The sequence below is a fragment of the Nonomuraea fastidiosa genome, from assembly GCF_042751225.1.
In the GTDB taxonomy this organism is placed as follows: Bacteria; Actinomycetota; Actinomycetes; order Streptosporangiales; family Streptosporangiaceae; genus Nonomuraea; species Nonomuraea fastidiosa.
Genome location: NZ_CP170570.1, coordinates 8,920,846 through 8,942,527 on the forward strand (window position 1 = coordinate 8,920,846; position 21,682 = coordinate 8,942,527).

A 21,682-nucleotide genomic window follows, 5' to 3' on the forward strand; every position below is an offset into this window, starting at 1 on the left:
GTTGTCTGACCGTGTCTGACAGGCGGGGGTTCGGGAGGAAGCGGCGCGGGCGGGCTTATCGTATTGGTCGCCAACAAAGGTCGTGAAAGGAGCGGGATGCCGGACATGCGCCCGCTCCGTCCCACCGACCCCGACCGTGTCGGCGGCTACCGGCTCCTCGGCGTGCTCGGCTCCGGCGGGCAGGGCACCGTCTATCGCGGCGTCGGCGACGAGGGGCGCGAGGTCGCCGTCAAGCTGCTGCACAGCCATCTCGCCCAGGACGGCGACGTCAAGCGCGGGTTCCTGCGGGAGGTGGAGGCGGCGCGGCGGGTCGCCGCGTTCTGCACGGCGGCGGTGCTGGACGTCGGCGTGCTGGACGACCGGCCGTACATCGTCAGCGAGTACGTCCCCGGCGACACGCTCCTGACCGTCGTACGGACCTCGGGGCCCCGCACCGGCGGTGCGCTGCACCGGCTGGCGATCGCGACGCTCACCGCGCTGGCCGCCATCCACCAGGCGGGGATCGTGCACCGGGACTTCAAGCCGGGCAACGTCCTCATGGGGCCGGACGGGCCCGTCGTCATCGACTTCGGCATCGCCAAGGCTCTCGACGCGACCTCCGCGACGTCGGGGGCGGTGGGGACGCCGGCGTACATGTCGCCCGAGCAGTTCCGCGGCGAGCGGGTGGGGCCTGCGTCGGACATGTTCAGCTGGGCAGGGACGATGGTGTTCGCGGCCACGGGGCACCCGCCGTTCCGCGGCGAGGCGATGGCCGTGATCATGAACAGGATCCTGAGCGGTGCGCCCGACCTGGACGGCGTGCCCGCGTCCCTGCGCGGCCTGGTAGAAGCCTGCCTTGCCAAGGACCCCGCTCACCGCCCCTCCCCCGCCGACCTGCTCAACACCCTGATCCGCCCGGCCATCTCATCCCCGGTCTCCTCGCTCTCCGCCTCCGCTCCGGACGCCGCCCCGCCAGCGCCCGGCACCGGTCCTTCAGGACGGCCCGCAAAGGGTGCGGCCGCCTCGGGCTCACGCCCCGCCGCGCCACCCGACGGCTCAAGTGTGTCTCCCGCCGTTCCGCCGCCCGCACGCGAGCCGGGCTTCTCAGGAGCGTCCCCTGTCGCGCCGTCTTCCGGGCACGGGGCCGGCGGGTCAGGAGCGCGGCCGGTCGCGTACGGACCTGGCTCGACCCCTGGCGCGGCACCGGCACCGGCACCGACGCCAGCGCCGGCGCCGCACGGGCCGGATGCGCCTGGTTCGCGCCCGCCGCGACCCGGCCGGCCCTCGCCCGAAGCACCCGGTCGCCTCTCCCCCGAAGCGCCCGGCGAGGCCCCGGGGATCGACGGCGAGGAGAGCCGGGAGGGTGGGGTCAGTCGGCGGGTGCTGATCGGCGGGGTGGTGGCGGCGGCCCTCGGCGGGTCGGCGTTCCTGCTGCTGCGGCCGGACGGCGGTCCCGCGGGTCAGGACGACGGGCGGCCGGGCGGCGAGATGTCGCCGAGTCAGGCGGCGGACGGGCGTGCAGAAACCGGAACCCCGTCGGCCGAGACGACGGTGGAGCCGTTCGGGGCGGAGATCGCCGGCCCGGCGGCGCTGCCGCGCGGTAAGGACGGGGACCCGACGGCGCTGGCCGCGGCCGGGGGCACGGTGGTGTGCGGCACCGGCAAGGGCGTCCTGTTCGGCTGGGACATGCGCAGCCCCGCGGCGCGGCTGGGCGACGGCGGTGACGGGGTGACGTCGGTGGCGGCGGGCACCCTGGACGGCCGGACGGTCGTGGTGTCCGGGCACGAGGACGGCCGGATGCGCCTGTGGGACGCCTCCGGCAAGCGGTTGGCCGATCACCGGGCGAAGGACCGGATCAGGGGCGTCACCGTGGCGGGCCGCGCGGTGGCGGTGTCGGAGCGGCACGACCTCGTCCAAGACCAGTACAGCCTGGTCCGCCTGTGGGACGTCGCCACCGGCGAGCAGATCGGCCCCGGCCTCACCGACCACTTCGGGGGCGTCAAGTGCCTGACGTTCGGCCACCTGGACGGCGAGGACCTCCTGGTGACGGGTGACGGCGCGAACCGGGTGCGGCTCTGGCGGCTGTCGTCGGGGACGTTGCTGCGCTCGTTCACGACGGGCGAGGAGGGCGGCATCGAGCTGGTGGCGTGCGCGCGGGTCAAGGGCGCGCCGGCGCTGGTCTCCACGCATTTCGACGCCACCCTGCGCGTGCACGATCTGGCGACCGGCGAACGCATCGGCAAGTGGAACTTCAGCTCTTGGAGCCCCGACGACCGGGGCGTGACGGCGCTGGTCGCGGGCCTGCTGGGCGACACGCCGATCGCGGTGGCGGCGCACGCTCCCGGCGGCAAGGTGACCGTACGGGTCTGGAACCTGGACGACGGCGAGGTCATCGGCCATCTCGGTCTCCGTGACGAAAGCGCCGTCTACCACGTGGCGATCGCCGAGCTGGACGGCCGGCCCGTCGTCGCCGGGGCGGACGAGCGGGGCAGGTTGCACGTCTGGAGCCTCGGCCCGCCTTGAGCACCCTTGGCGACCAGGCGCGAGGTCCCGGCCGGCGTCAGCCCTCTGACGCGGCGGCGCGGCGGTCGCGGATGGCGTCCACGCGCCGCATCACCGGCGTGGCCGTCACGCCGTGCAGCACCACCGAGACGACGATCGTGAACCCGGTCACCGCCCACAGCTCCTCGGCGGGTACGCCGAAGTCCGCCTCGCCCAGCGCGTACGCCAGATAGAACAGCGACCCGATCCCCCGGATGCCGAAGAACGAGACGGCCAGCCGCTCCCTGGGCCCCGCGCGGCCGCGCCACTGGCTCAGCCAGCCCGCCAGCGGCCGGATCACCAGCACGAGCAGCAGCCCGACGGCCGCGCCGCGCCAGGTGAGCGCCGCCAGCCCGCCGGTGGCGACGAACCCGCCGAGCAGGAGCAGCAGCCAGGCGGTGAACAGCCGTTCGAGCTGCTCGACGAACCCGTGCAGCACGTTGTTGTAGCCATGCCCGCGCTCGGCGTTCCTGATGGCGCAGGCGGTGACGAACACGGCGATGAAGCCGTAGCCGTGGATCAGCTCCGTCACCCCGTACGCCAGGAAGGTGGCCGCCAGCGCGACGAACCCGTCACGGCGCTCCGACAGGGGCCGCCCGCCCGCCGCGCCGTGGAAGAACAGCCTCCCGAGCAGGTACCCGATCAGCAGGCCCGACGCCAGGCCGGCGACGGTGCGGTGGAGCACGTCGGTCAGCGCCCACTCCCCCAGGCGGCCGGCGCCGGTGGACACGGCGACGGCGATGGCGGCGTACACGAAGGGGAAGGCGAGCCCGTCGTTGAGCCCCGCCTCGGAGGTGAGGGCGAAGCGGACCTCGTCGTCGGCGTTCTCGGCGTCCACGGGCTCGCCGACCTGCACGTCGGAGGCGAGCACCGGGTCGGTGGGCGCGAGTACGGCACCGAGCAGCAGCGCCGCCGCGAACGGCCAGCCGGGCAGCGCGACGGCCGCCGCGGCCACCATGAGCACGGTGATCGGCATGGCGAGGCCGAGCAGCCGCCAGGTCGTGGACCAGCGGCGCGCGCCGACCGGCCGGTTGATGGCCAGGCCCGCGCCCATGAGGGAGATCACGACGCACAGCTCGGCGATGTGCTCGAGCGCCGTACGGTGGACGATCGGGTCGGGGTCGGGCAGGCCGATGGGTAACGCGAACAGCAGCACGCCTGCCACCAGGTAGACCAGCGGCAGGGAGACGGGGCGGCGGGCCAGCACGTCGGGCAGGATGGCGGCGAGCAGCGCGGCCGCGCCGCCGAGGGCCAGCATGAGGTCAAGGGTGGGCATCACCCCGGACACTGCCCGGAAGATCACTGACTTATCACCTATGTCCGCTCCACTTTCGCCCGTCGGAGAGGCCGCGGCCCGGACGGCTCGGCGCAGGGTGCCTCGCGCGCGCCACGGCCAGGCGAGCGACGGCGCGCCGAACGGCCGAGCACGCGCGCTGGGAGCTCGGGCGAGAACCGGAGGGCACCGGCTTCGGGTGAAGGAACAGCAGGCCGGGGCGGTCCCGCCGGTGGCGCAGACCGGCTTCGGGTGAAGGAACAGCAGGCCGGGGCGGTCCCGCCGGTGGCGCGGACCGGCTTCGGGTGAAGGAACGGCAGGCCGGGGCGAATGTCCCGCCCGGTGGCGCGGCGGGCGAGGGTGCGGTGTCCCGGGTGGTGGCGGATGTACCGGGAGGCGAGCCGGCGAGCGCACTCAGGGAGTTCCGGCGGGCGCCGCCTGCCGAGGCGGGGCGCGGGACAGCCTGCCGAGACGGGGTTTCGGAGTGAAGGGTTGCGCTTTTTCCGCGTCATGTGATGTTGTGCCGCCCGATCCCCTCGTTTGACTCCAGGAGGCCGGGCGAATGCCGTTCATCGTTGATGTGACCAGCGGAGACGTCGAGAAGGAAGACCGGACTTCGGAGAAGGGACATTACGGCGGGACCGTGCTCGGCCTGCGGTTGCTGAACGAGCGGACGGTGCCGGGGCTCGACCCGTACGACCCGCGCACTCTGCTGTACGTCGCCGCGGGAATGCTCGGCGGGACGTTGGCGCCGGGGCTGGCCAAGGCGGTGTTCCTGGCGAAGTCGCCGTTGACGGGTGTGGCCGGTGAGGCGCACGCGCTTGGACCGTTCGCGGCGGGGATGCGGGCGTCCGGTGCGCGGGCGCTGGCGGTGACGGGGCGTGCGGAGCGGTTGTCGTACGTGCTGGTCGAGGACGGCCGGGTGAGCGTGCACGCGTGTCCCGAGCTGCGGGGGCTGGGAGTGGCCGAGACCACGGACGCGCTGCGCGCGAAGCACGGCGGCGAGGCGCACGTGGCGGCGATAGGCCCGGCGGGCGAGCACCTGGTGCGGTACGCCTCCGTGGTGACCGATCACGCCTTCGCGGCGGGCCGGTACGGGCTCGGCGCGGTGTTCGGGTCCAAGAACCTCAAGGCCATCGTGTGCGCGGGCGGCGGCGCGCCCGCCGAGGTGGCCGACCCGGGCAAGATAGCCGCGCTGGACACCTACTACCGCGGCGCGCTGGCCACGAACCCGCTCGCCGCGCTCCAGGCGAGCGTGCCGGGGTTCGCGGGCTGGATCGATCCGCTCGCCCCCGGCTACGCCTCGGTCCGCAACTTCTCCGAGACCGGCGAGCCCGGCCTGCGCGTCCCTGCCACCGAGGACTACGACGGCCGCGCGGTGTCCACCTCCGGCTGCTGCCCCGGCTGCCCGAACGACTGCATCAAGATCTTCGCCCCGCCCGGCGGCGGCGAGCGGCGGACCGGCGGGCTGGGCCAGGAGGCGTTCCTGTCGCTCGGCTGGAACCTCGGCATCGACGACCTCGACGCCGTGCTCGCCGCCAACGCCCGCTGCAACGACCTCGGCCTCGACGTGGTCTCGCTGGGCGGCACGCTCGCGTTCGCGATGGAGTGCGCGCAGCGCGGGCTGCTGCCGGACGGTCCCGCGTTCGGTGACACGGCGGCGCTCAAGAGCCTGATCGAGGACGTCGCCACCCGCTCGGGCGCCCTCGGCGACCTGCTGGCGGAGGGTTCGGCCAGGGCGGCGCGGCGCATCGGCCCCGAGGCGGTGCCGTACGCGATGACGGCCAAGGGCGCCGAGCTGCCGTGCTTCGACCCGCGCCCGCAGCCGGGGCTCGGGCTCGGGTACGCCCTGGCACCCGGCGGCCCGCGCTACGACGCCCTTGAGCACGACCTCGACTTCGACCCGGTCGCCGGGCTCGGCTACAGCTTCCCCGAGGCCGCCAGGGTCGGCGCGGCACCCGCGCCGGCCGGGCGGCTGAACGAGGAGCGGGGCCGGCGCAGCGCCCGGTTGCTGCGGCTGTGGAGCGCGCTGGACGCGCTGAACCTGTGCGTGTTCGCCTCGACGCCGACCCGCCCGCTCACCGTCGATCACCTGATCTCGCTGGTGACGGCCGTGCTCGGGGAGAAGTTCACGCTCAAGGACCTGCTCGCGGCCGGCCAGGCGAGGCTGGACGGGATGCGCGCGTACGCCCTGCGCGAGGGCCGCGACGCCGGGGCGGACGCGCAGGACTTCCCCGACCGGCTGAGCGAGGAGCTGCCGGCGCGGCTGCACGACGAGCCCATCGCGGAGGGCCCGTACGAGGGCGCCGTGCTCGACCGGGAGGCGTTCGCGCGGGCGCGCCGCGCCTTCTACGAGGAGCTGGGCTGGAAAGACGGCTCGTGACGAGGCGCGCTGCGGCGGCGGCGCGACACTGAGCCCCGCCGCCGCAGCGGCCACGGGACGCGCGACGAAGCCGCCGCGGTCACCGGCCCGCCCCGCCGCCGTGACCGCTGACCGCGGCCACCACCGCGCGCCGTCAAACCGCCCATTCAGCGAAATATCCCGATAAAAACGATTGAACGCCCCCTTGTTCCATTTCCAGCCGCGCTGTTATCGTGCGGTCAATCGTTTGACCGAGGCAGAGGGAGAGGGGATGCCTGTCACGATCGACCTGACCGGCCGCACCGCGCTCGTCACCGGCGGCGCGGGCGGCCTCGGGTTCGCCTGCGCCCGCGCCCTGGCCGACGCGGGAGCCGACGTCGTGCTCTCCGACCTGGAGGGCCCGCGCCTGACCGAGGCGGCGGCCGAGCTCGGCGTCGCGGCGCGGCCCGCCGACCTGACCGACCGCGCCCAGGCCGTCTCCCTGGTCGCCGATCTCGACCGCATCGACGTGCTGGTCAACTGCGCCGGGATCATGCGCACCACGCCGCTGCTCGACATCGAGCCCGATGAGTGGCTGCGCGTCGTGGACGTCAACCTCAACGCCACCTTCTGGCTGACGCAGGCGGCCGGCCGCAGGATGGCCGGGCAGGGCGGCGGCTCGATCGTGACGCTGGCCTCGGTGGCCGCCCGCTCGGGACGGCCGAACGCGGCCCACTACTCGGCGGCCAAGACGGCGCTGCTGTCGCTGACCAAGTCGGCGGCGGAAGCGCTGGCCCCCGTCCGGGTGAACGCGGTCTGCCCCGGCGTCTTCCTCACCCCCATGTGGGAGGAGATCCTCAGCGACCGCGACCGCCGCTTCGGCCCGCGGGCCGGCGAGAGCCACCTGAAGGAGGTCAGCGGGCGCACGCCGCTCAAGCGCCCCGGGCGGCCCGAGGAGGTGGCGTCGGCGGTGCTGTTCCTGGCCAGCGACCTGGCGTCGTTCGTGACCGGCCAGGCCCTGAACGTCGACGGCGGACTGGAGATGAACTGACCTTGAGCAAGCAGACGTTCAAACTGCTGCCCGAGCTGTTCGGCGACGCCGCGATGGCCGAGATCTTCTCCGCCGAGCGCACGGTGCTGGCCTGGCTGCGCACCGAGGCGGCGCTGGCCAGGGCGCAGGCCGAAGCGGGCGTGATCGGCCACGGGGACGCGGCGGCCATCGCCGCGGCGTGCGTGCCGGCGACGGTGGACATGCCCCGCCTGTGGTCGGAGGCGGTCAACGTGGGCTACCCGATACTCCCCCTCGTACGGATGATCTCCGCGGCGCTGCCGGAGGGTCCCGACGGCCGCGTGCACTACGGCGCGACCACCCAGGACATCATGGACACCGGTCTGGCGCTACAGCTCGGCGAGGCGCTCGACCGGCTGGCGGAGCTGCTCGGCGCGTTCGGTGACGCGGTGGCGCGGCTGGTGGAGGAGCACGCCGGCACGGTGATCGCCGCCCGCACGCACGCCCAGCAGGCGGTGCCGACGACGTTCGGGGCGAAGATGGCGGTGCTGCTCGCGGAGGTGACCAGGCAGCGCGAACGGGTGGCGGCGGCGGCGCGGCAGGTGCGGGTGGTGTCGCTGTTCGGCGCGGGCGGCACCTCGGCCGCCATGGGCGGGCGCTCGTCGCAGGTGCGCGCGGCGATGGCGCGCGAGCTGGGCCTGCGCACGACCGAGGTGCCCTGGCACGTGGCCAGGGACGGCGTGGCGGAGTTCGGCGTGACGTGCGCGTCGCTGGCGGCGACGGCGGCCCGCTTCGCCCGCGAGGTCGTGGACCTGTCGCGGACCGAGGTGGGCGAGGTGCGCGAGGCGGGCGGCCATCACCGGGGCGCCTCGTCGACGATGCCGCAGAAGGCCAACCCGATCGGCTGCGAGGCGGTGATCGGCATGTCGGGCACGGCGGGCGCGCTCAGCTCGGGCCTGTTCCGCGCGATGGAGGCCGGGCACGAGCGGGCGGCCGGCGAGTGGCAGGTCGAGTGGTACGTGGTGCCGCTGCTGGCCGAGCTGGCCGCGGGCGCGCTGGCCACGGCCGCCGACGTGGCGGGCGGCCTGCGCGTCTATCCGGAGGCGATGCGCGCCAACCTGGACGCGGAGGGCGGCCTGATCATGGCGGAGGCGTACATGATGCGCCTGGCGCCCGCGCTGGGCCGCGAGCGCGCGCACGACCTGGTCTACCGGGCGGCGCACGAGGCGCGCGAGCACGGCAGGGCGCTGGCCGACGCGCTGCGCGAGACGGCCGGGCCGGGCGACCTGGAGAGCCTGGGCCCGCTGCCCATCCCGCCGGAGTCCTACATCGGCGACGCCGGGGCCATCTGCGCCGCGGCCCTGAAGGCCTGGAGGCACGAGCATGAGTGAGAGACGGCTGGCGGACCTGCTGGCCATGTGGCGGATCCGCGCGTTCGAGGAGCAGGTGCGGGAGCTGCGGGCGCAGGGCCCCATCGTCGGGTCGGTGCACCTGTGCATCGGGCAGGAGGCGATCCCGGTCGGCGCGTGCGGCGAGCTGGATCCGCAGGACGCGCTGTTCGCGACCTACCGGGGGCACGGCTGGGCGCTGGCCCGTGGGGTTCCCGCGCAGCCGCTGTTCGCGGAGCTGATGGGCCGGGCGGGCGGGGTCAACGGCGGGCGCGGCGGTTCTGCGTACTTCACCGCGGCCGACTACGGCTTTCACGGCGAGAACTCGATCGTCGGCGCGGGCGCGCCGCTGGCCTGCGGCGCGGCGCTGGCGGGCCGGTACGACGGCTCCGGCCGGGTCGCGGTGAGCGTGTTCGGCGACGGCGCGATGAACCAGGGCGCGGTGCACGAGGCGCTGAACTTCGCCGCCGCTTTCCGGCTGCCGGTGGTGTTCATCTGCGAGAACAACCGCTACTCGGAGCTGACGCCGATCTCCGGCATGGTGGGCAACCCGCGCCTGTCCGAGCGCGCCGCCGGATACGGGATGCCGGGCCGGCGCGTGGACGGCAACGACGCCGAGGCGGTGCGCTTCCACGTGCGCGACGCGATCGAGGTGGCCCGGGAGGGCGGCGGGCCGACGCTGCTGGAGTGCATGACGGACCGGCTGGTCGGCCACTACATCGGCGACGCCGAGACCTACCGGCAGCCGGGCGAGCTGGACCGGATCAGGAGCAGGGAGCCGATCGCGCGGCTGCGCGCGGGCCTGCTGGCCGACGGCGTGCCGGAGGCGGAGATCGACGCGGTGGAGCGGCGGGCCCGCGAGGAGATGGCGGCCGCGGCGGCGGCCGCGCAGGCGGAGCCGCTCGCCGACCCCGCCACAGCGAGGGAGCACCTGTATGCGTGAGCTGACCTACGGTGAGGCCGTGAACGCGGCCCTGCACCGGGTGATGGAGGAGCTGCCGGAGACGCTGGTCTACGGCGAGGACGTGGCCGTGCCGGGCGGCGTGTTCGGGGTGACGCGGGGGCTGCGCGGGCGGTACGGCGAGCGGGTCTTCGACACCCCGATCAGCGAGTCGGCGATCCTGGGCAGCGCGGTGGGCGCGGCGATGTTCGGCCGCCGCCCGATCGTGGAGATCATGTGGGCCGACTTCTCGCTGGTGGCGCTGGACCAGATCGTCAACCAGGCGGCCAACGTGCGCTACGTGTCGGGCGGCCGGCTGGCGGCGCCGCTGACGATCCGTACGCAGCAGGGCAACGCGCCGGGCGCGTGCGCGCAGCACTCGCAGTCGCTGGAGGCGCTGTTCCTGCACGTGCCGGGGCTGCGGGTGTGCATGCCGAGCACCCCGCAGGACGCCTACGACCTGCTGGTGACGGCGGTGCACTGCGACGACCCGGTGCTGGTGATCGAGAACCGCACGCTCTACTTCGGCCCCAAGGAGCCGGTCGAGACGGGCGGCGCGGTCAGGCCGGTGGGCGGGGCGCGCACCCGCCGCGACGGCTCGGACGTGACGATCGTGACCTGGGGCGCGATGACGCACCGGGTGCTGGATGCGGCGGGACGGCTGGCCGGGGAGGGCATCGAGGCGCAGGTGCTGGAGACGCCGTGGCTGAACCCGTTCGACCTCGACGCGGTGCTCGCGGGGGTGTCGCGCACGGGCCGGCTCGCGGTCGTCCACGAGGCGAACGTCACCGGCGGCTTCGGCGCCGAGGTCGTCGCCCGGGTCACGGAGGCGGGGGCGCCCCTGCTCGCGCCGCCGATCAGGATCGGCACGCCGGACGTGCGGATCCCGGCCGCGCCGGTGCTGGCCGGGGCGCTGGTGCCGGACGCCGCCAGGATCGCGGCGGAGGTACGGGGACTGGTCAAGGGCTGACGGCGGCGCGGCCGGCCGCCGGACAGGAGGCGATGCGATGAGAGGCGTCTGGCATTTCTCGTTCACGGTGGCCGACCTGGACAGGAGCGTGGCCTTCTACCGCGACCTGCTCGGCTTCACGCTCGTGCACACGCAGGTGCAGGACAACGACTACACCCGCCGCCTGGTCGGCTACCCCGACGCGGTGCTGCGGGTGGCCCAGCTCGCGGTGCCGGGACAGCCGCGCGGCGTCTCCACCCACGACCTGGAGCTGGTCGAGTACGTCCGGCCGCGCGGTGCGCCCCGCGACCCGGCCCGCCACCTGCCCGGCGCCGCCCACCTGGCGCTCACCGTCGAGGACGCCCGCGCCGAGCACGCCAGGCTGTCGGCCGCGGGAGTGCGCTTCGTCAACCCGCCCGCCGAGATCACCGCGGGCGTGAACAAGGGCGGTTACGCCTGCTACTTCCTCGACCCGGACGAGATCACGCTGGAGCTCGTCCAACCTCCTGCTACCTTGTGACGCTCAAACGATTGATCATGGGAAGGGGAGCTGGATGACCGTCATCGACGCCCACCAGCACTTCTGGAACCTGGAGACGGGTTCGTACCCCTGGCTGACGCCGGAGTCGGGGCCGATCTTCCGTACGTTCGAGCCGCCGGAGCTGCTGCCCCAGCTCACCGCGGCCGGGGTGGACCGCACGGTCCTGGTGCAGGCGATGGACTCCTATGAGGACACCGGCGCGATGCTCGCCCAGGCCGACGCCTACGACGTCATCGGCGCGGTGGTCGGCTGGGTGCCGCTGCTGCGGCCCGAGGAGGCGGCCGAGGCGCTGGAGCGGTACCGGCGGCATCCGAAGTTCGCGGGCGTCCGGCACCTCATCCACGACGAGCCCGACCCCGACTGGGTGCTGCAGGAGCCGGTGATCGAAGGGTTGAAGCTGCTGGCGGCGGCCGGGGTGCCGTTCGACGTGGTGGCGGTGCTGCCGCGCCACCTGGAGCACGTGCCGGTGCTGGCCGAGCGGGTGCCGGGGCTGCGCATGGTGATCGACCACCTGGCCAAGCCGCCGATCAAGGAGAAGGGCTGGGAGCCCTGGGCGTCGCTGCTGGCCAGGGCGGCGGAGTGCCCGGACGTGTACGCCAAGGTGTCGGGGCTCAACACCGCGGCCGACGCCGAGACGTGGACGGGTGAGGACCTGCGGCCGTACGTCGAGCACGCGATCGAGCTGTTCGGCCCCGAGCGGCTGATGTTCGGCAGCGACTGGCCGGTCGCCACGCTCGCCGGCGACTACGCCAAGGTGTGGCGGGAGACGCTGGTCGCGCTGTCGGGCCTGGACGAGGCCGGCCGCGCGCAGGTGCTCGGCGGCACCGCGGCCCGCTTCTACGGGATGGAGGAGCAGTGATCGACGTTTTCGCGCCCATCGCGGCCGCCGCCGATCTGACGATCCCGGCCGGGCACCGCCGGCCGGTCGCGATCGTGGGCGCCGGGGCCATCGTGGACGTGGCCCACCTGCCCGCCTACCGGCAGGCCGGGCTGGAGGTGACCGGCCTGTACGACCTGAACGCGGAACGCGCCGCCGAGGTGGCCGCCCGGCACGGGGTGCCGCGCGTGTACGGGTCGCTGGAGGAGCTGCTGGCCGACGAGCGGGCCGAGGTCGTGGACATCGCGGTCGCGCCGGCCGCGCAGCCCGGCATCGCGCGGCAGGCACTGGAGGCGGGCAAGCACCTGCTGTGCCAGAAGCCGTTCGCGCCCGACGTGGCCACCGGGCGGGAGCTGGTGGAGCTGGCGGGCAAGGCCGGCCGCAAGATCGCGGTCAACCAGCAGCTCCGCTTCGACGAGGGCATCGCGGCCGCCCGCGCCATGGTGCGTCAGGGGTGGATCGGCGCGCCGACGGCGATGACGTTCACCGTCGACATCTTCACCGACTGGAGCGCCTGGGACTGGCTGGTCACCACCGACCGGCTGGAGATCGTCTACCACTCGATCCACTACCTCGACGCGATCAGATCCGTGCTGGGCGACCCCGAGCTGGTCTTCTGCACCGGCAGCCGCACGCCGGGGCAGGTCGCCAAGGGCGAGACGCGCACGATGAGCACGCTGGTCTATCCGGGCGAGGTGCGGGCGCTGGTGCACGCCACCCACGAGAACCGCACCGGCGACGGCGAGGCGACCTTCCGCATCGACGGCACCGAGGGCGCGATCAAGGGCACGCTCGGCCTGCTGTACGACTATCCGCACGGCCGCCCCGACACCCTGGAGGTGAACAGCCGGGTGCTGCCGACGGACGGCTGGCTGCCGTACCCGGTGACCCGGCGCTGGCTGCCCGACGCGGTGGCCGGGCCGATGGGGTCGCTGCTGCGGGCGATCGCCGAGGGCGGCGAGCCGGAGACCTCGGGCGCCGACAACCTCGGAACGCTGCGCCTGCTCGACGCGCTCTACCGGTCGATGGACAGCGGCCAGAGCGTACGCCCGGGATCGCCGTCATGAAGCGCGCCCGCGTGACGCTCGCCGACGTCGCCGCGGTCGCGAAGGTCGACAGGGCCGTGGTCTCGCGGGTCGTCAACAAGGACCCGACGCTCAACATCCGGCAGGAGACGCGCGAGCGCGTGCTCGCCGCCATCGAGGAGCTGGGCTACCGGCCGAACGTGGCCGCGCGCAGCCTGCGCACCTCGCGGGCGCACATGTTCGGGCTGTTCATCCCCGACTTCGCCAACCCCGTCTACGCCGAGATCATCAAGGGCGCGGAGGCGGAGGCGGCCGCGCAGGGCTACGTGCTGGTCACCGGCAGCGCGATCGGGGCCGGGCTCGGCGAGTACATGGACCGCATCGGGCAGGGCCGCATCGACGGGCTGCTGCTGGCCGGGACCGGCGACGACTCCGGCCTGACCGCGCAGCTCGACCGGGCGGCGATCCCGTGGCTGATGCTCAACAACCGCAGCAGGGGCGTCAAGCGCTACGTCATCCTCGACGACCAGCGGGCCGCCGCGCTCGCCGTCGAGCACCTGGTACGCCTCGGCCACCGCCGCATCGCGCATCTGGCGGGCCCGTCCCGCGCCGACACGGCCGCGCGCAGGTCGGCGGGCTACTCGGCGGCCATGCGCGACGCCGGCCTGCCGGAGGGGCCGATCACGGCGGCCGACTACACGCCCGCGGGCGGGGCGGCGGCGATGGCCAGGCTGCTCGCGAACGCCCCCGAGGGCGAGCGGCCGACGGCGGTGTTCGTCGCGAACGTGGCCTCGGCGATCGGGGCGATGGACGCCGCGCGGGCGGCCGGGCTGGAGATCCCGCGCGACCTGTCGATCGTCGCGGTGCACGATCTCGACCTGGCCGGCTATCTCAACCCGGCGCTCACCACCGTCCGGATGCCGCTGGCCGAGCTGGGCCGGCGCGGGGTGACGCTGCTGGGCGGCCTCGACCCGGACGCGACGGTGGCCGAGGTGCTGGCCGGGCCGATCGAGCTGATCCAGCGCCGCTCCACCGCTCCCCCACCGAGCTGAGCCCGCCGCCGCTCCCCTGCCCCCACCGAGCTGAGCCCGCCGCCGCTCTCCTGCCCCCACCGAGCTGAGCCCGCCGCCCGGAGCCGGCCGCAGCGGGCCAGGCGCAGCGGGCCAGGCCATGGGGCACCGCGCTGAGACTGTCAGGCCGGATCACGGCCACGGCGGAGCCCGGCCGGACGCGGGGCCGTCCGGCCGGTGCGGGTGACGCGGCGCAGCTTCCGGCGGCGCTGATGCCGAGCGCTGATGTTAGCGCTAACATCACGGTTCGAAAGCGGCCCGAACCTACGAACGTCAAGCCGCCGCGTCAAGACCCGCCCCCGCGCCGCACCGCATCGCCGCAGCTCAGGAGCAAGCGACGGGAGCCGGTGCCATGTAACTTTCACGCCCGCGCACCCCAGGGTTGACGCTCGCGGAAAACCGCGCCTACATTGCCTGCGACGCAACCGGCGCAGCGTCCGGCAGGCGAAGCGGTCACCTTTCCCGTTCGAAGGAGGACCCTTGCGCCGCCTGTCCCGTCTCGCCGCCGCCGCCGCGGCGGCGCTCACGCTCACCGCGGCCGCGCTCGCCTATCCCGGCCCCGGCCGGGTCACCGGTGACGTGGTCGTGCACGACCCCACGATGATCCGCACCCCGTCCGGCTACGTGCTCTACTCCACCCACGGCTACCTGGAGGCCCGGACCTCGACCGACCGCATCCACTTCACCAGGGCGGGCAACGCCTTCGGCACGCCGCCGTCGTGGTGGCGTACGTACTCGTCGGGCAACGACCCGTGGGCGCCCGACATCTCCCAGCAGGGCGGGAGATACCTGATGTACTACGCGGTCTCCAGCTTCGGATCGAACAACTCGGCGATCGGCCTGGCCACCAGCTCGACCGGCCAGCCGGGCACCTGGACCGACCAGGGCATCGTCTACTCCACGACCACCGGCTCCGACCACAACGCGATCGACCCCAACCTGCTGGTGGACGCCCAGGGCCGGTGGTGGCTGAGCTTCGGGTCGTACTGGACGGGCATCAGGATGATCAGGCTCGACCCGGCGACCGGCAAGCGCCACTCCTCCGACCGCACGCTCTACCACCTGGCCACCCGGCCTGACGCGCCGTACGCGGTGGAGGCGCCCGCGATCATCCGGCACGGGAACTACTACTACCTGTTCGCCTCCTACGACCGGTGCTGCGCCGGGCTGGACAGCACGTACAAGATCAAGGTGGGCCGCTCGACCAGCCCCACCGGCCCGTACGTGGACCGCTCGGGCCGCCGGATGCTGGACGGCGGCGGCACGATGGTGCTGGAGACGCACGATCAGGTCGTCGGCCCCGGCGGGCAGAGCCTGATGTCGGACGTGGACGGCGACCTGCTCGTCTACCACTACTACGACCGCAACGACAACGGCACGCCGAAGCTCGGGATCAACCTCATCGGCTGGGACTCGGCCGGCTGGCCGTACGTGTACTGACCCGCGCACACCGGCGGGCGGCGGGCGCGATGGCGCCCGCCGCCCGTCCAGCGTTCGAGATGGCCGCGCTCCACCATTGACAACGCCGCAAATCGGACTTTAGGTTGTCGAAACGTTTCGATTTCTCATATCGACCGTTGGAGCGCCATGACCTCGTTGCGCGACGTGGCAGCACGCGCGCAGGTGGCCGTCAGCACCGTCTCGGCCGCGCTCAACGGCACCCGTCCGGTGGCGGCGGCCACCAAGCTGCGCATCGAGCAGGCCGCCCGCGAGCTCGGCTACCGGCCGAACCTGCTGGCCAGGGGCCTGCAGAGCAAGCGCACGAGGATCCTCGCGCTGCTGTTCCCGCCGCCGGCCGGCGGCTTCGGCCCGACGGGGATGGGCTTCGCCACCGCCGCGGCCGAGGCCGCCAAGGAGCTCGGCTACCACGTGCTGCTCTCCCCGGAGAGCGCCGCCCCGGTCGAGGAGCTGCGCCACCTGACCGGGCTCGGGCTGGTGGACGGCGTGCTGCTGATGGAGGTGCGGCTCGACGACGAGCGGCCGGCGTTCCTGGCGCGCGCCGGGGTGCCGTTCGCGATGATCGGGCGCACCCGCGACCCCGAGGGCATCGACTACGCCGACATCGACTTCGCCGCCACGGCGCGGCAGGCCGTGGCGCACGTGGCCGGGCTCGGCCACCGGGTGCTGGCCTTCGTCAACTCGCCCGCCGCCGCGTTCGAGGCCGGGTACGGCCCGGCCGTCCGCTCCTCCGCCGCGCTCGCCACGGCCGCCCGCGAAGCCGGGCTCGACTACGTGGACGGCGGCCACGCGGGCTCCCGCGAGGAGGGCGCGCGGGCGCTGGACGCGCTGCTCGACGTCCGCCCCGACGTCACGGCGCTGGCCGTGATGGGCGACCGGGCGGCGGCCGGCGTGCTCGCCGCCGCGGCGCGGCGCGGCCTGCGCGTGCCCGACGACCTGACGCTGCTGCTCGTGCTGGCGTCGGCGCGGGTCGCGGAGATCTTCCATCCCAGGCTGACCACGCTCGAGCCGCCCAGCGCGGAGCTGGGCAGGCTGGGCGCCCGCATGCTCATCGACCGGTTGGGCGGCGGCGGGCCGCCCCGGCAGCGCCTGGTGCCTTGCCGGCTGGTGACCGGCGACAGTTCCGCACCACCTCGTACGGGAGCCGCTTCGTGAAGCTCGGTATGCACACCCTCACCCAGAAACGGGGACTGCTGTTCGGCGGGGATTACAACCCCGAGCAGTGGCCTGAGGAGGTGTGGGCACAGGACGCCGCGCTGATGCGCGACGCCGGGGTCAACCTGGTCACGGTCGGCGTGTTCAGCTGGGCGCGGCTGGAGCCCGAGCCGGGCAAGCGCGACTTCGGCTGGCTGGACCGGCTGCTCGACCTGATGGCCGCGCATGACATCGGCGTGGACCTGGCCACGCCGACGGCCTCGCCGCCGCCGTGGCTGGGCCACCGCTGGCCGGAGACGCTGCCCGTGGACGAGCACGGCCACACGCTCTGGTACGGCGCGCGCAACCAGTTTTGTCCTTCTTCGTCCGTTTATTGGGAGCGCTCCCTCGATCTTGTGACCGCGCTGGCCGACCGCTACGCCGGTCATCCGGCGCTGGCGATGTGGCACGTCGGCAACGAGTACGGCCAGGTCTGCTTCTGCGACGCCTCGGCCGCCGCGTTCCGGAGCTGGCTGCGCGAGCGGTACGGCGGCCTCGACGGGCTCAACGAGGCGTGGGGCACGACGTTCTGGAGCCAGGGCTACTCCGACTGGGCGGAGGTGCTGCCGCCGCGCGCCGCCCCCTACATCGTCAACCCGAGCCAGCGGCTGGACTGGCGGCGCTTCTGCTCCGACCAGATGCTCGCGCACTTCCGCGCCCAGCGGGACGTGCTGCGCGCCCGCACCCCCGGCGTGCCGGTCACCACGAACTTCATGGGCCTGTTCAAGGGCATCGACTCCTGGGCGTGGGCCGAGGAGGAGGACGTGGTCGCCAACGACTGCTACCCCGAGCCCGGCGACCCGCTCACCCCGGCCAGGACCGCGCTCACCCACGACCTCATGCGCGGCCTGGCCAAGGGCCGGCCGTGGCTGCTGATGGAGCAGGCCACCAGCGCCGTCAACTGGCGCCCGCACAACCTGCCCAAGCCGCCGGGACAGTTCCGCCTGGAGTCGCTGCAGGCGCTGGCGCGCGGCGCGGACGGGCTCTGCTACTTCCAGTGGCGGGCCTCCCGCTTCGGCGCCGAGCGCTTCCACGCCGCGATGGTGCCGCACGCCGGCCCGAGACGCGGCTGCACCGCGCGGTGCGCGAGCACGGCCGGGAGCTGCGCAGGCTGTCGGGCGTGGCGGGCACGGAGGTGCCGGCGCGGGTGGCGATGATGTTCGGCTGGGAGAGCTGGTGGGCGCTGGAGGAGCGCGGGCGGCCCAGCGACCGGCTCAACGCCGACGAGCAGCTGCTGCGCTACTACGTGCCGTTCTTCGAGCGCGGCGTCGCCGTTGACGTGGTGCCGCCGGGGGCGGACCTGGACGCGTACGCGCTGGTCGTGGTGCCGAACCTGTTCCTCGTCAGCGACGAGCAGGCGGCCGGTCTCGACGCCTACGTCCGGCGCGGCGGGGTGCTCGTGGTGGGCCCGTTCTCCGGGGTGGCGGACCCGCGCGCGCACATCCGCATCGGGCGCTTCCCCGCGCCGCTGCGCGAGGTGCTCGGCGCCTCCGGCGAGGAGTGGCAGCCCGTGGGCGAGCCCGTACGGTGCCGCTGGCAGGGCGGCGCGGAGTTCACCGCCGACACCTGGACCGAGCTGCTGGCGGCCGAAGGCGCCGAGGTGGTGGCCGAGTACGCCTCAGGCGGCCTGGCCGGGCTGCCCGCCGTCACCCGCCACCGGCACGGCGACGGCCTGGCCTGGTACGTCGGCACCATGCCCGAGCCGGCCGCGCTCGCCGCGCTGGCCGAGCGGGTGCTGGCCGACGCGGGCGTGACGGGCGTACTGCCCGCGCTGCCGCCCGGCGTGGAGGCGGTGCGCCGCGGCGAGGTGCTGTTCGTGCTCAACCACGGGACGGACACCGTACGGGTGGAGCTGCCGGAACGCGCCGACGACCTGCTCACCGGCGCCACCGCCGAGGGCTCCGTGACGCTGGCGCCCCGCGAGGTCGCCGCGCTGGTCCCCACGGGCGGCGCCGCAGGATGATCACCCGCCGCACAGGTCCCGGCGGAAGCCGCCGGGCCGCCGCCCCCTGAACCTCCCTCTTCCTGAGATCACCTTTTGCCCACAAGGAGTGACATGTCCACCTTTCCCGACAATTTCGTCTGGGGCACCGCCACCGCCGCCTACCAGGTGGAAGGCGCCTGGAACGAGGACGGCCGCGGCCCGTCCATCTGGGACACCTTCTCCCACACGCCCGGCCTGGTCGCCAACGGCGACACCGGCGACGTGGCCTGCGACCACTACCACCGGCTGGAGGAGGACCTCGACCTGCTGGCCGAGCTGCGCGTCGGCGCCTACCGCTTCTCCATCTCCTGGCCGCGCGTGCAGCCGGGCGGCAGCGGTCCGGTCAACGCCGCCGGGCTCGACTTCTACCAGCGGCTCGTGGACGGCCTGCTGAGCCGGGGCATCGCGCCGGTCGCCACCCTCTACCACTGGGACCTGCCGCAGGAGCTGGAGGACGCGGGCGGCTGGCCGAACCGCGACACCGCGCAGCGCTTCGCCGAGTACGCCAGGATCATGGGCGAGGCGCTCGGCGACCGCGTACGGACCTGGATCACGCTGAACGAGCCGTGGTGCTCGGCCTACCTGGGCTACGCCTCCGGCGTGCACGCCCCGGCGCGCACCGAGCCGGCCGCCGCGCTGGCCGCCGTGCACCACCTCAACCTGGGCCACGGCCTGGCCGTGCAGGCGCTGCGCTCGACCGCGGCCAAGGACGCGCAGATGTCGGTCACGCTCAACCTGCACCACATCCGCGGCGTGTCCGAGGCCGACGCGGACGCGGTGCGGCGCACGGACGCGCTGGCCAACCGGGCCTTCCTCGGCCCGATGCTGGAGGGCGCCTACCCGGCCGACCTGCTCGCCGACACCGCCGGGGTGACCGACTGGTCGTTCGTGCGCGACGGCGACACCGCGATCGCCAACCAGCCGCTGGACGTGCTCGGCGTCAACTACTACAACCCGACGCTGGTGCGGCACTGGGACGGCAAGGGCCCCAAGGAGACCGCCGACGGCCACCAGGACGGCGCGGCCTCGCCGTGGATCGCCTGCGACAGCGTGGAGTTCGTGCGCCAGCCCGGCCCGTACACGGAGATGGGCTGGAACATCGACGAGACCGGCCTGACCGAGCTGCTGCTGCGGCTGCACCGCGACTATCCGGGCCTGCCCGTCATGATCACCGAGAACGGCGCGGCCTTCCCCGACCCGGTCTCCCCCGACGGGCGCGTGCACGACAGCGACCGCGTCGACTACCTGCACCGCCACCTGACGGCGGTCGGCGAGGCCATCGCGCAGGGCGTGGACGTGCGCGGCTACTTCGTCTGGTCGCTGATGGACAACTTCGAGTGGGCGCACGGCTACGCCAAGCGGTTCGGCATCGTCCGGGTGGACCGCGAGACGATGGAGCGCACCTGGAAGGACAGCGCCTTCTGGTACCGCGACGTGGTCACCTCCGGCAAGCTGCCGGTCGGCTGAGCCGCGCGCCCGGTGGCCGTCCGGGGATCAGGGCTTGCGTGCCACGCCGCCCACGAAGGTGTGGTACGTGATCCCCGGCGCCGCCTGGTGGTCACCGGTCTCCGGCCGCCACTCGGGCAGCGGCACCAGGCCGGGCTCCAGCAGTTCGAGGCCCTCGAAGTAGGCCAGGATCTCCTCCCGGGTGCGCCAGCGGCCGGTGCCGAGGTGCTCGTTGAACAGCCGCTCCGCGGTGGCCGCCTGCTCGGACACCTCGGGCAGGGCCGGGCCCGGGTTGTGGAAGTGGGAGATCACCACGTGGCTGCCCGGCGCGAGCCTGCCGATGTAGCGGGCGGCGACGCCCTTCGGGTCGTCCTCGTCCCTGAGGTGGTGCAGGATGCCGAAGAGCAGCAGCCCGACCGGCTCGGAGAAGTCGATGAGGGCCCGCGTCCTCGGGTCGTCCATGACCTTCTCGGCCTCGCGGGCGTCGGCGTCGACGAACGTGGTGGTCTCGTCCACGGCCAGCAGCGCGCGGCCGTGGGCGAGCACGATCGGGTCGTGGTCGACGTAGACGACGTGGGCGCCGGGGCGTACGGACTGGGCCACCTCGTGCACGTTGCCCTGCGTGGGCAGCCCCGAGCCGATGTCCAGGAACTGCCGCAGTCCTGCCTCGCCCGCCAGGTAGCGGACGGTGCGCCGCAGGAACTCCCGGTTGGCCATCGCCGCCTGCGGCGCGTCCGGCGCGATCTTCAGAGCGGCGGCGGCCACCTGCCGGTCGACCTCGTAGTTGTCCTTGCCGCCGAGCATGTAGTCGTAGACGCGGGCGACGCTGGGCTTGCTCGTGTCGATCCCGCTGGGCGCGCTCTCCTGCTCACTCTCGGGCACTGTCGGCTCCTCTGGATCAGGGGTCTGGCGAAGATCCTAAGTCGAGAAGCCCGGCATCGAGCGGCGAATCTTGAAATATCGGGATTTGCGGTGAAAAGTCACCACTGGTCGATGTGCAGCACCGTGTCCAGCGGCTGCCGCTTGGCCCGCCCGAACGTCTCGCCCGTGTAGTAGGCGGTCGGGATGAGCACCCCCTGGCGCACGTCGCCCGGGATGCCGAGCAGCTCGGCGATCTCGTGCTCGTACGCCAGGTGCAGCGATGTCCACGCGGTGCCCAGGCCGCGGGCGCGGGCGGCGAGCATGTAGCTCCAGGCGGCGGGCAGCAGCGAGCCCCACAGCCCGGCCTGGTTGCCCTCGGGCAGGGCCGGCACGGTCAGGCAGCCGATCACCAGCACCGGCACCTCGCCCATGTGCTCGGCGAGGTAGGCGGCGCTTTCCGAGACCCGCTGCTGGACGGCGGCCCTGTCGGGGTCGTCGGCGAACAGCCGCCCTGCCGACGCCGCCGACTCGCGGTAGCGGCGCCACGCGCGCTCGTAGTAGCCGCCGATGGCCTTGCGCTTGTCCGGGTCGGTGACCACCACCCAGTGCCAGTTCTGCACGTTGCTGCCGGACGGCGCCTGGAGCGCGATGTCCAGGCACTCCTTGACCAGCTCCAAGGGGACCGGGCGGGTGAGGTCGAGGCGCTTGCGGACGCTGCGGGTCGTGGTGAGCAGCTCGTCTGCTGAGATCGTCATGCGCTTCATCATGCCCATCTCGGCGCGTCATCCCCCGCCCGGCCCCGCCCG

The 21,682-nt window shown here is 73.8% G+C and carries 18 protein-coding genes; 15 read left to right on the plus strand and 3 right to left on the minus strand.

Features of this window, described 5'->3' with window-relative positions; all coding sequences use genetic code 11:
* Positions 1–96 precede the first annotated feature (96 nt).
* Positions 97–2,502: a WD40 repeat domain-containing serine/threonine protein kinase gene (locus ACFMQL_RS41145; protein WP_378790087.1), complete on the plus strand. Its 2,406-nt coding sequence runs from the start codon at positions 97–99 to the stop codon at positions 2,500–2,502.
* 37 nt (positions 2,503–2,539) lie between these two features.
* On the opposite strand, the gene ACFMQL_RS41150 is transcribed toward ACFMQL_RS41145, so the two are convergent.
* Positions 2,540–3,796 carry a cation:proton antiporter gene (locus ACFMQL_RS41150; RefSeq protein WP_364065556.1) on the minus strand — a complete coding sequence of 419 codons (1,257 nt, stop codon included), beginning with the start codon at positions 3,794–3,796 and terminating at the stop codon, positions 2,540–2,542.
* Between the two features lie 559 nt (positions 3,797–4,355).
* On the opposite strand from ACFMQL_RS41150, the gene ACFMQL_RS41155 reads away from it, so the two are divergent.
* The 14 genes from ACFMQL_RS41155 to ACFMQL_RS41220 all read left to right on the plus strand — a co-directional run bounded on the left by ACFMQL_RS41155 (position 4,356) and on the right by ACFMQL_RS41220 (position 20,036).
* Positions 4,356–6,176, plus strand: coding sequence for an aldehyde ferredoxin oxidoreductase C-terminal domain-containing protein (locus tag ACFMQL_RS41155; RefSeq protein WP_378790088.1), 1,821 nt, complete (start codon positions 4,356–4,358; stop codon positions 6,174–6,176).
* Positions 6,177–6,426: 250 nt separating this feature from the next.
* A complete protein-coding gene (locus ACFMQL_RS41160) occupies positions 6,427–7,185 on the plus strand; it encodes an SDR family NAD(P)-dependent oxidoreductase (RefSeq protein WP_378790089.1) in 759 nt (252 codons plus the stop codon).
* 2 nt (positions 7,186–7,187) lie between these two features.
* Entirely contained in the window at positions 7,188–8,534 is a 1,347-nt protein-coding gene (locus tag ACFMQL_RS41165; protein WP_364065565.1) for an adenylosuccinate lyase family protein, read from the plus strand.
* Positions 8,527–9,474 carry a thiamine pyrophosphate-dependent dehydrogenase E1 component subunit alpha gene (locus ACFMQL_RS41170; protein ID WP_364065568.1) on the plus strand — a complete coding sequence of 316 codons (948 nt, stop codon included), beginning with the start codon at positions 8,527–8,529 and terminating at the stop codon, positions 9,472–9,474. The genes ACFMQL_RS41165 and ACFMQL_RS41170 overlap by 8 nt, the downstream gene beginning before the upstream one ends.
* Positions 9,467–10,441 carry a transketolase C-terminal domain-containing protein gene (locus ACFMQL_RS41175; RefSeq protein WP_364065571.1) on the plus strand — a complete coding sequence of 325 codons (975 nt, stop codon included), beginning with the start codon at positions 9,467–9,469 and terminating at the stop codon, positions 10,439–10,441. The genes ACFMQL_RS41170 and ACFMQL_RS41175 overlap by 8 nt, the downstream gene beginning before the upstream one ends.
* Positions 10,442–10,478: 37 nt before the next feature.
* The gene (locus ACFMQL_RS41180) at positions 10,479–10,940 is read left to right on the plus strand and encodes a VOC family protein (RefSeq protein WP_364065574.1); all 462 of its coding nucleotides are present in this window, start codon (positions 10,479–10,481) and stop codon (positions 10,938–10,940) included.
* A gap of 34 nt (positions 10,941–10,974) precedes the next feature.
* Entirely contained in the window at positions 10,975–11,820 is an 846-nt protein-coding gene (locus ACFMQL_RS41185; protein WP_364065577.1) for an amidohydrolase family protein, read from the plus strand.
* A complete protein-coding gene (locus tag ACFMQL_RS41190; protein WP_364065580.1) occupies positions 11,817–12,905 on the plus strand; it encodes a Gfo/Idh/MocA family oxidoreductase in 1,089 nt (362 codons plus the stop codon). Before ACFMQL_RS41185 ends, ACFMQL_RS41190 begins: the two co-directional genes overlap by 4 nt.
* The gene (locus ACFMQL_RS41195) at positions 12,902–13,915 is read left to right on the plus strand and encodes a LacI family DNA-binding transcriptional regulator (RefSeq protein WP_364065583.1); all 1,014 of its coding nucleotides are present in this window, start codon (positions 12,902–12,904) and stop codon (positions 13,913–13,915) included. The genes ACFMQL_RS41190 and ACFMQL_RS41195 overlap by 4 nt, the downstream gene beginning before the upstream one ends.
* 498 nt (positions 13,916–14,413) lie before the next feature.
* Positions 14,414–15,373, plus strand: coding sequence for an arabinan endo-1,5-alpha-L-arabinosidase (locus tag ACFMQL_RS41200; RefSeq protein ID WP_378790090.1), 960 nt, complete (start codon positions 14,414–14,416; stop codon positions 15,371–15,373).
* 147 nt (positions 15,374–15,520) lie between these two features.
* Positions 15,521–16,546: a LacI family DNA-binding transcriptional regulator gene (locus ACFMQL_RS41205; RefSeq protein WP_364065589.1), complete on the plus strand. Its 1,026-nt coding sequence runs from the start codon at positions 15,521–15,523 to the stop codon at positions 16,544–16,546.
* Complete coding sequence (locus tag ACFMQL_RS41210) at positions 16,543–17,742, plus strand: beta-galactosidase (RefSeq protein WP_378790091.1); 1,200 nt, start codon at positions 16,543–16,545, stop codon at positions 17,740–17,742. Before ACFMQL_RS41205 ends, ACFMQL_RS41210 begins: the two co-directional genes overlap by 4 nt.
* Positions 17,706–18,548, plus strand: a complete 843-nt coding sequence (locus ACFMQL_RS41215) for a beta-galactosidase trimerization domain-containing protein (protein ID WP_378790092.1) — start codon at positions 17,706–17,708, stop codon at positions 18,546–18,548. The genes ACFMQL_RS41210 and ACFMQL_RS41215 overlap by 37 nt, the downstream gene beginning before the upstream one ends.
* A 93-nt stretch (positions 18,549–18,641) precedes the next feature.
* Positions 18,642–20,036, plus strand: a complete 1,395-nt coding sequence (locus tag ACFMQL_RS41220; RefSeq protein WP_378790093.1) for a GH1 family beta-glucosidase — start codon at positions 18,642–18,644, stop codon at positions 20,034–20,036.
* A gap of 27 nt (positions 20,037–20,063) precedes the next feature.
* Here ACFMQL_RS41220 and ACFMQL_RS41225 read toward each other — a convergent pair whose 3' ends face one another.
* Both ACFMQL_RS41225 and ACFMQL_RS41230 read right to left on the minus strand, forming a co-directional pair.
* Complete coding sequence (locus ACFMQL_RS41225) at positions 20,064–20,897, minus strand: SAM-dependent methyltransferase (RefSeq protein WP_378790094.1); 834 nt, start codon at positions 20,895–20,897, stop codon at positions 20,064–20,066.
* Positions 20,898–20,995: 98 nt separating this feature from the next.
* A complete protein-coding gene (locus tag ACFMQL_RS41230) occupies positions 20,996–21,631 on the minus strand; it encodes a nitroreductase family protein (RefSeq protein WP_364065601.1) in 636 nt (211 codons plus the stop codon).
* Positions 21,632–21,682 lie beyond the last annotated feature (51 nt).

Excerpts from the sequence above, each read along its gene's own strand:
- ACFMQL_RS41145 (WP_378790087.1), top strand. The coding sequence starts at position 97 with ATGCCGGACATGCGCCCGCTCCGTCCCACCGACCCCGACCGTGTCGGC.
- ACFMQL_RS41150 (WP_364065556.1), bottom strand. The coding sequence starts at position 3,796 with ATGCCCACCCTTGACCTCATGCTGGCCCTCGGCGGCGCGGCCGCGCTG.
- ACFMQL_RS41155 (WP_378790088.1), top strand. The coding sequence starts at position 4,356 with ATGCCGTTCATCGTTGATGTGACCAGCGGAGACGTCGAGAAGGAAGAC.
- ACFMQL_RS41160 (WP_378790089.1), top strand. The coding sequence starts at position 6,427 with ATGCCTGTCACGATCGACCTGACCGGCCGCACCGCGCTCGTCACCGGC.
- ACFMQL_RS41170 (WP_364065568.1), top strand. The coding sequence starts at position 8,527 with ATGAGTGAGAGACGGCTGGCGGACCTGCTGGCCATGTGGCGGATCCGC.
- ACFMQL_RS41175 (WP_364065571.1), top strand. The coding sequence starts at position 9,467 with ATGCGTGAGCTGACCTACGGTGAGGCCGTGAACGCGGCCCTGCACCGG.
- ACFMQL_RS41180 (WP_364065574.1), top strand. The coding sequence starts at position 10,479 with ATGAGAGGCGTCTGGCATTTCTCGTTCACGGTGGCCGACCTGGACAGG.
- ACFMQL_RS41185 (WP_364065577.1), top strand. The coding sequence starts at position 10,975 with ATGACCGTCATCGACGCCCACCAGCACTTCTGGAACCTGGAGACGGGT.
- ACFMQL_RS41195 (WP_364065583.1), top strand. The coding sequence starts at position 12,902 with ATGAAGCGCGCCCGCGTGACGCTCGCCGACGTCGCCGCGGTCGCGAAG.
- ACFMQL_RS41205 (WP_364065589.1), top strand. The coding sequence starts at position 15,521 with ATGACCTCGTTGCGCGACGTGGCAGCACGCGCGCAGGTGGCCGTCAGC.
- ACFMQL_RS41220 (WP_378790093.1), top strand. The coding sequence starts at position 18,642 with ATGTCCACCTTTCCCGACAATTTCGTCTGGGGCACCGCCACCGCCGCC.
- ACFMQL_RS41230 (WP_364065601.1), bottom strand. The coding sequence starts at position 21,631 with ATGACGATCTCAGCAGACGAGCTGCTCACCACGACCCGCAGCGTCCGC.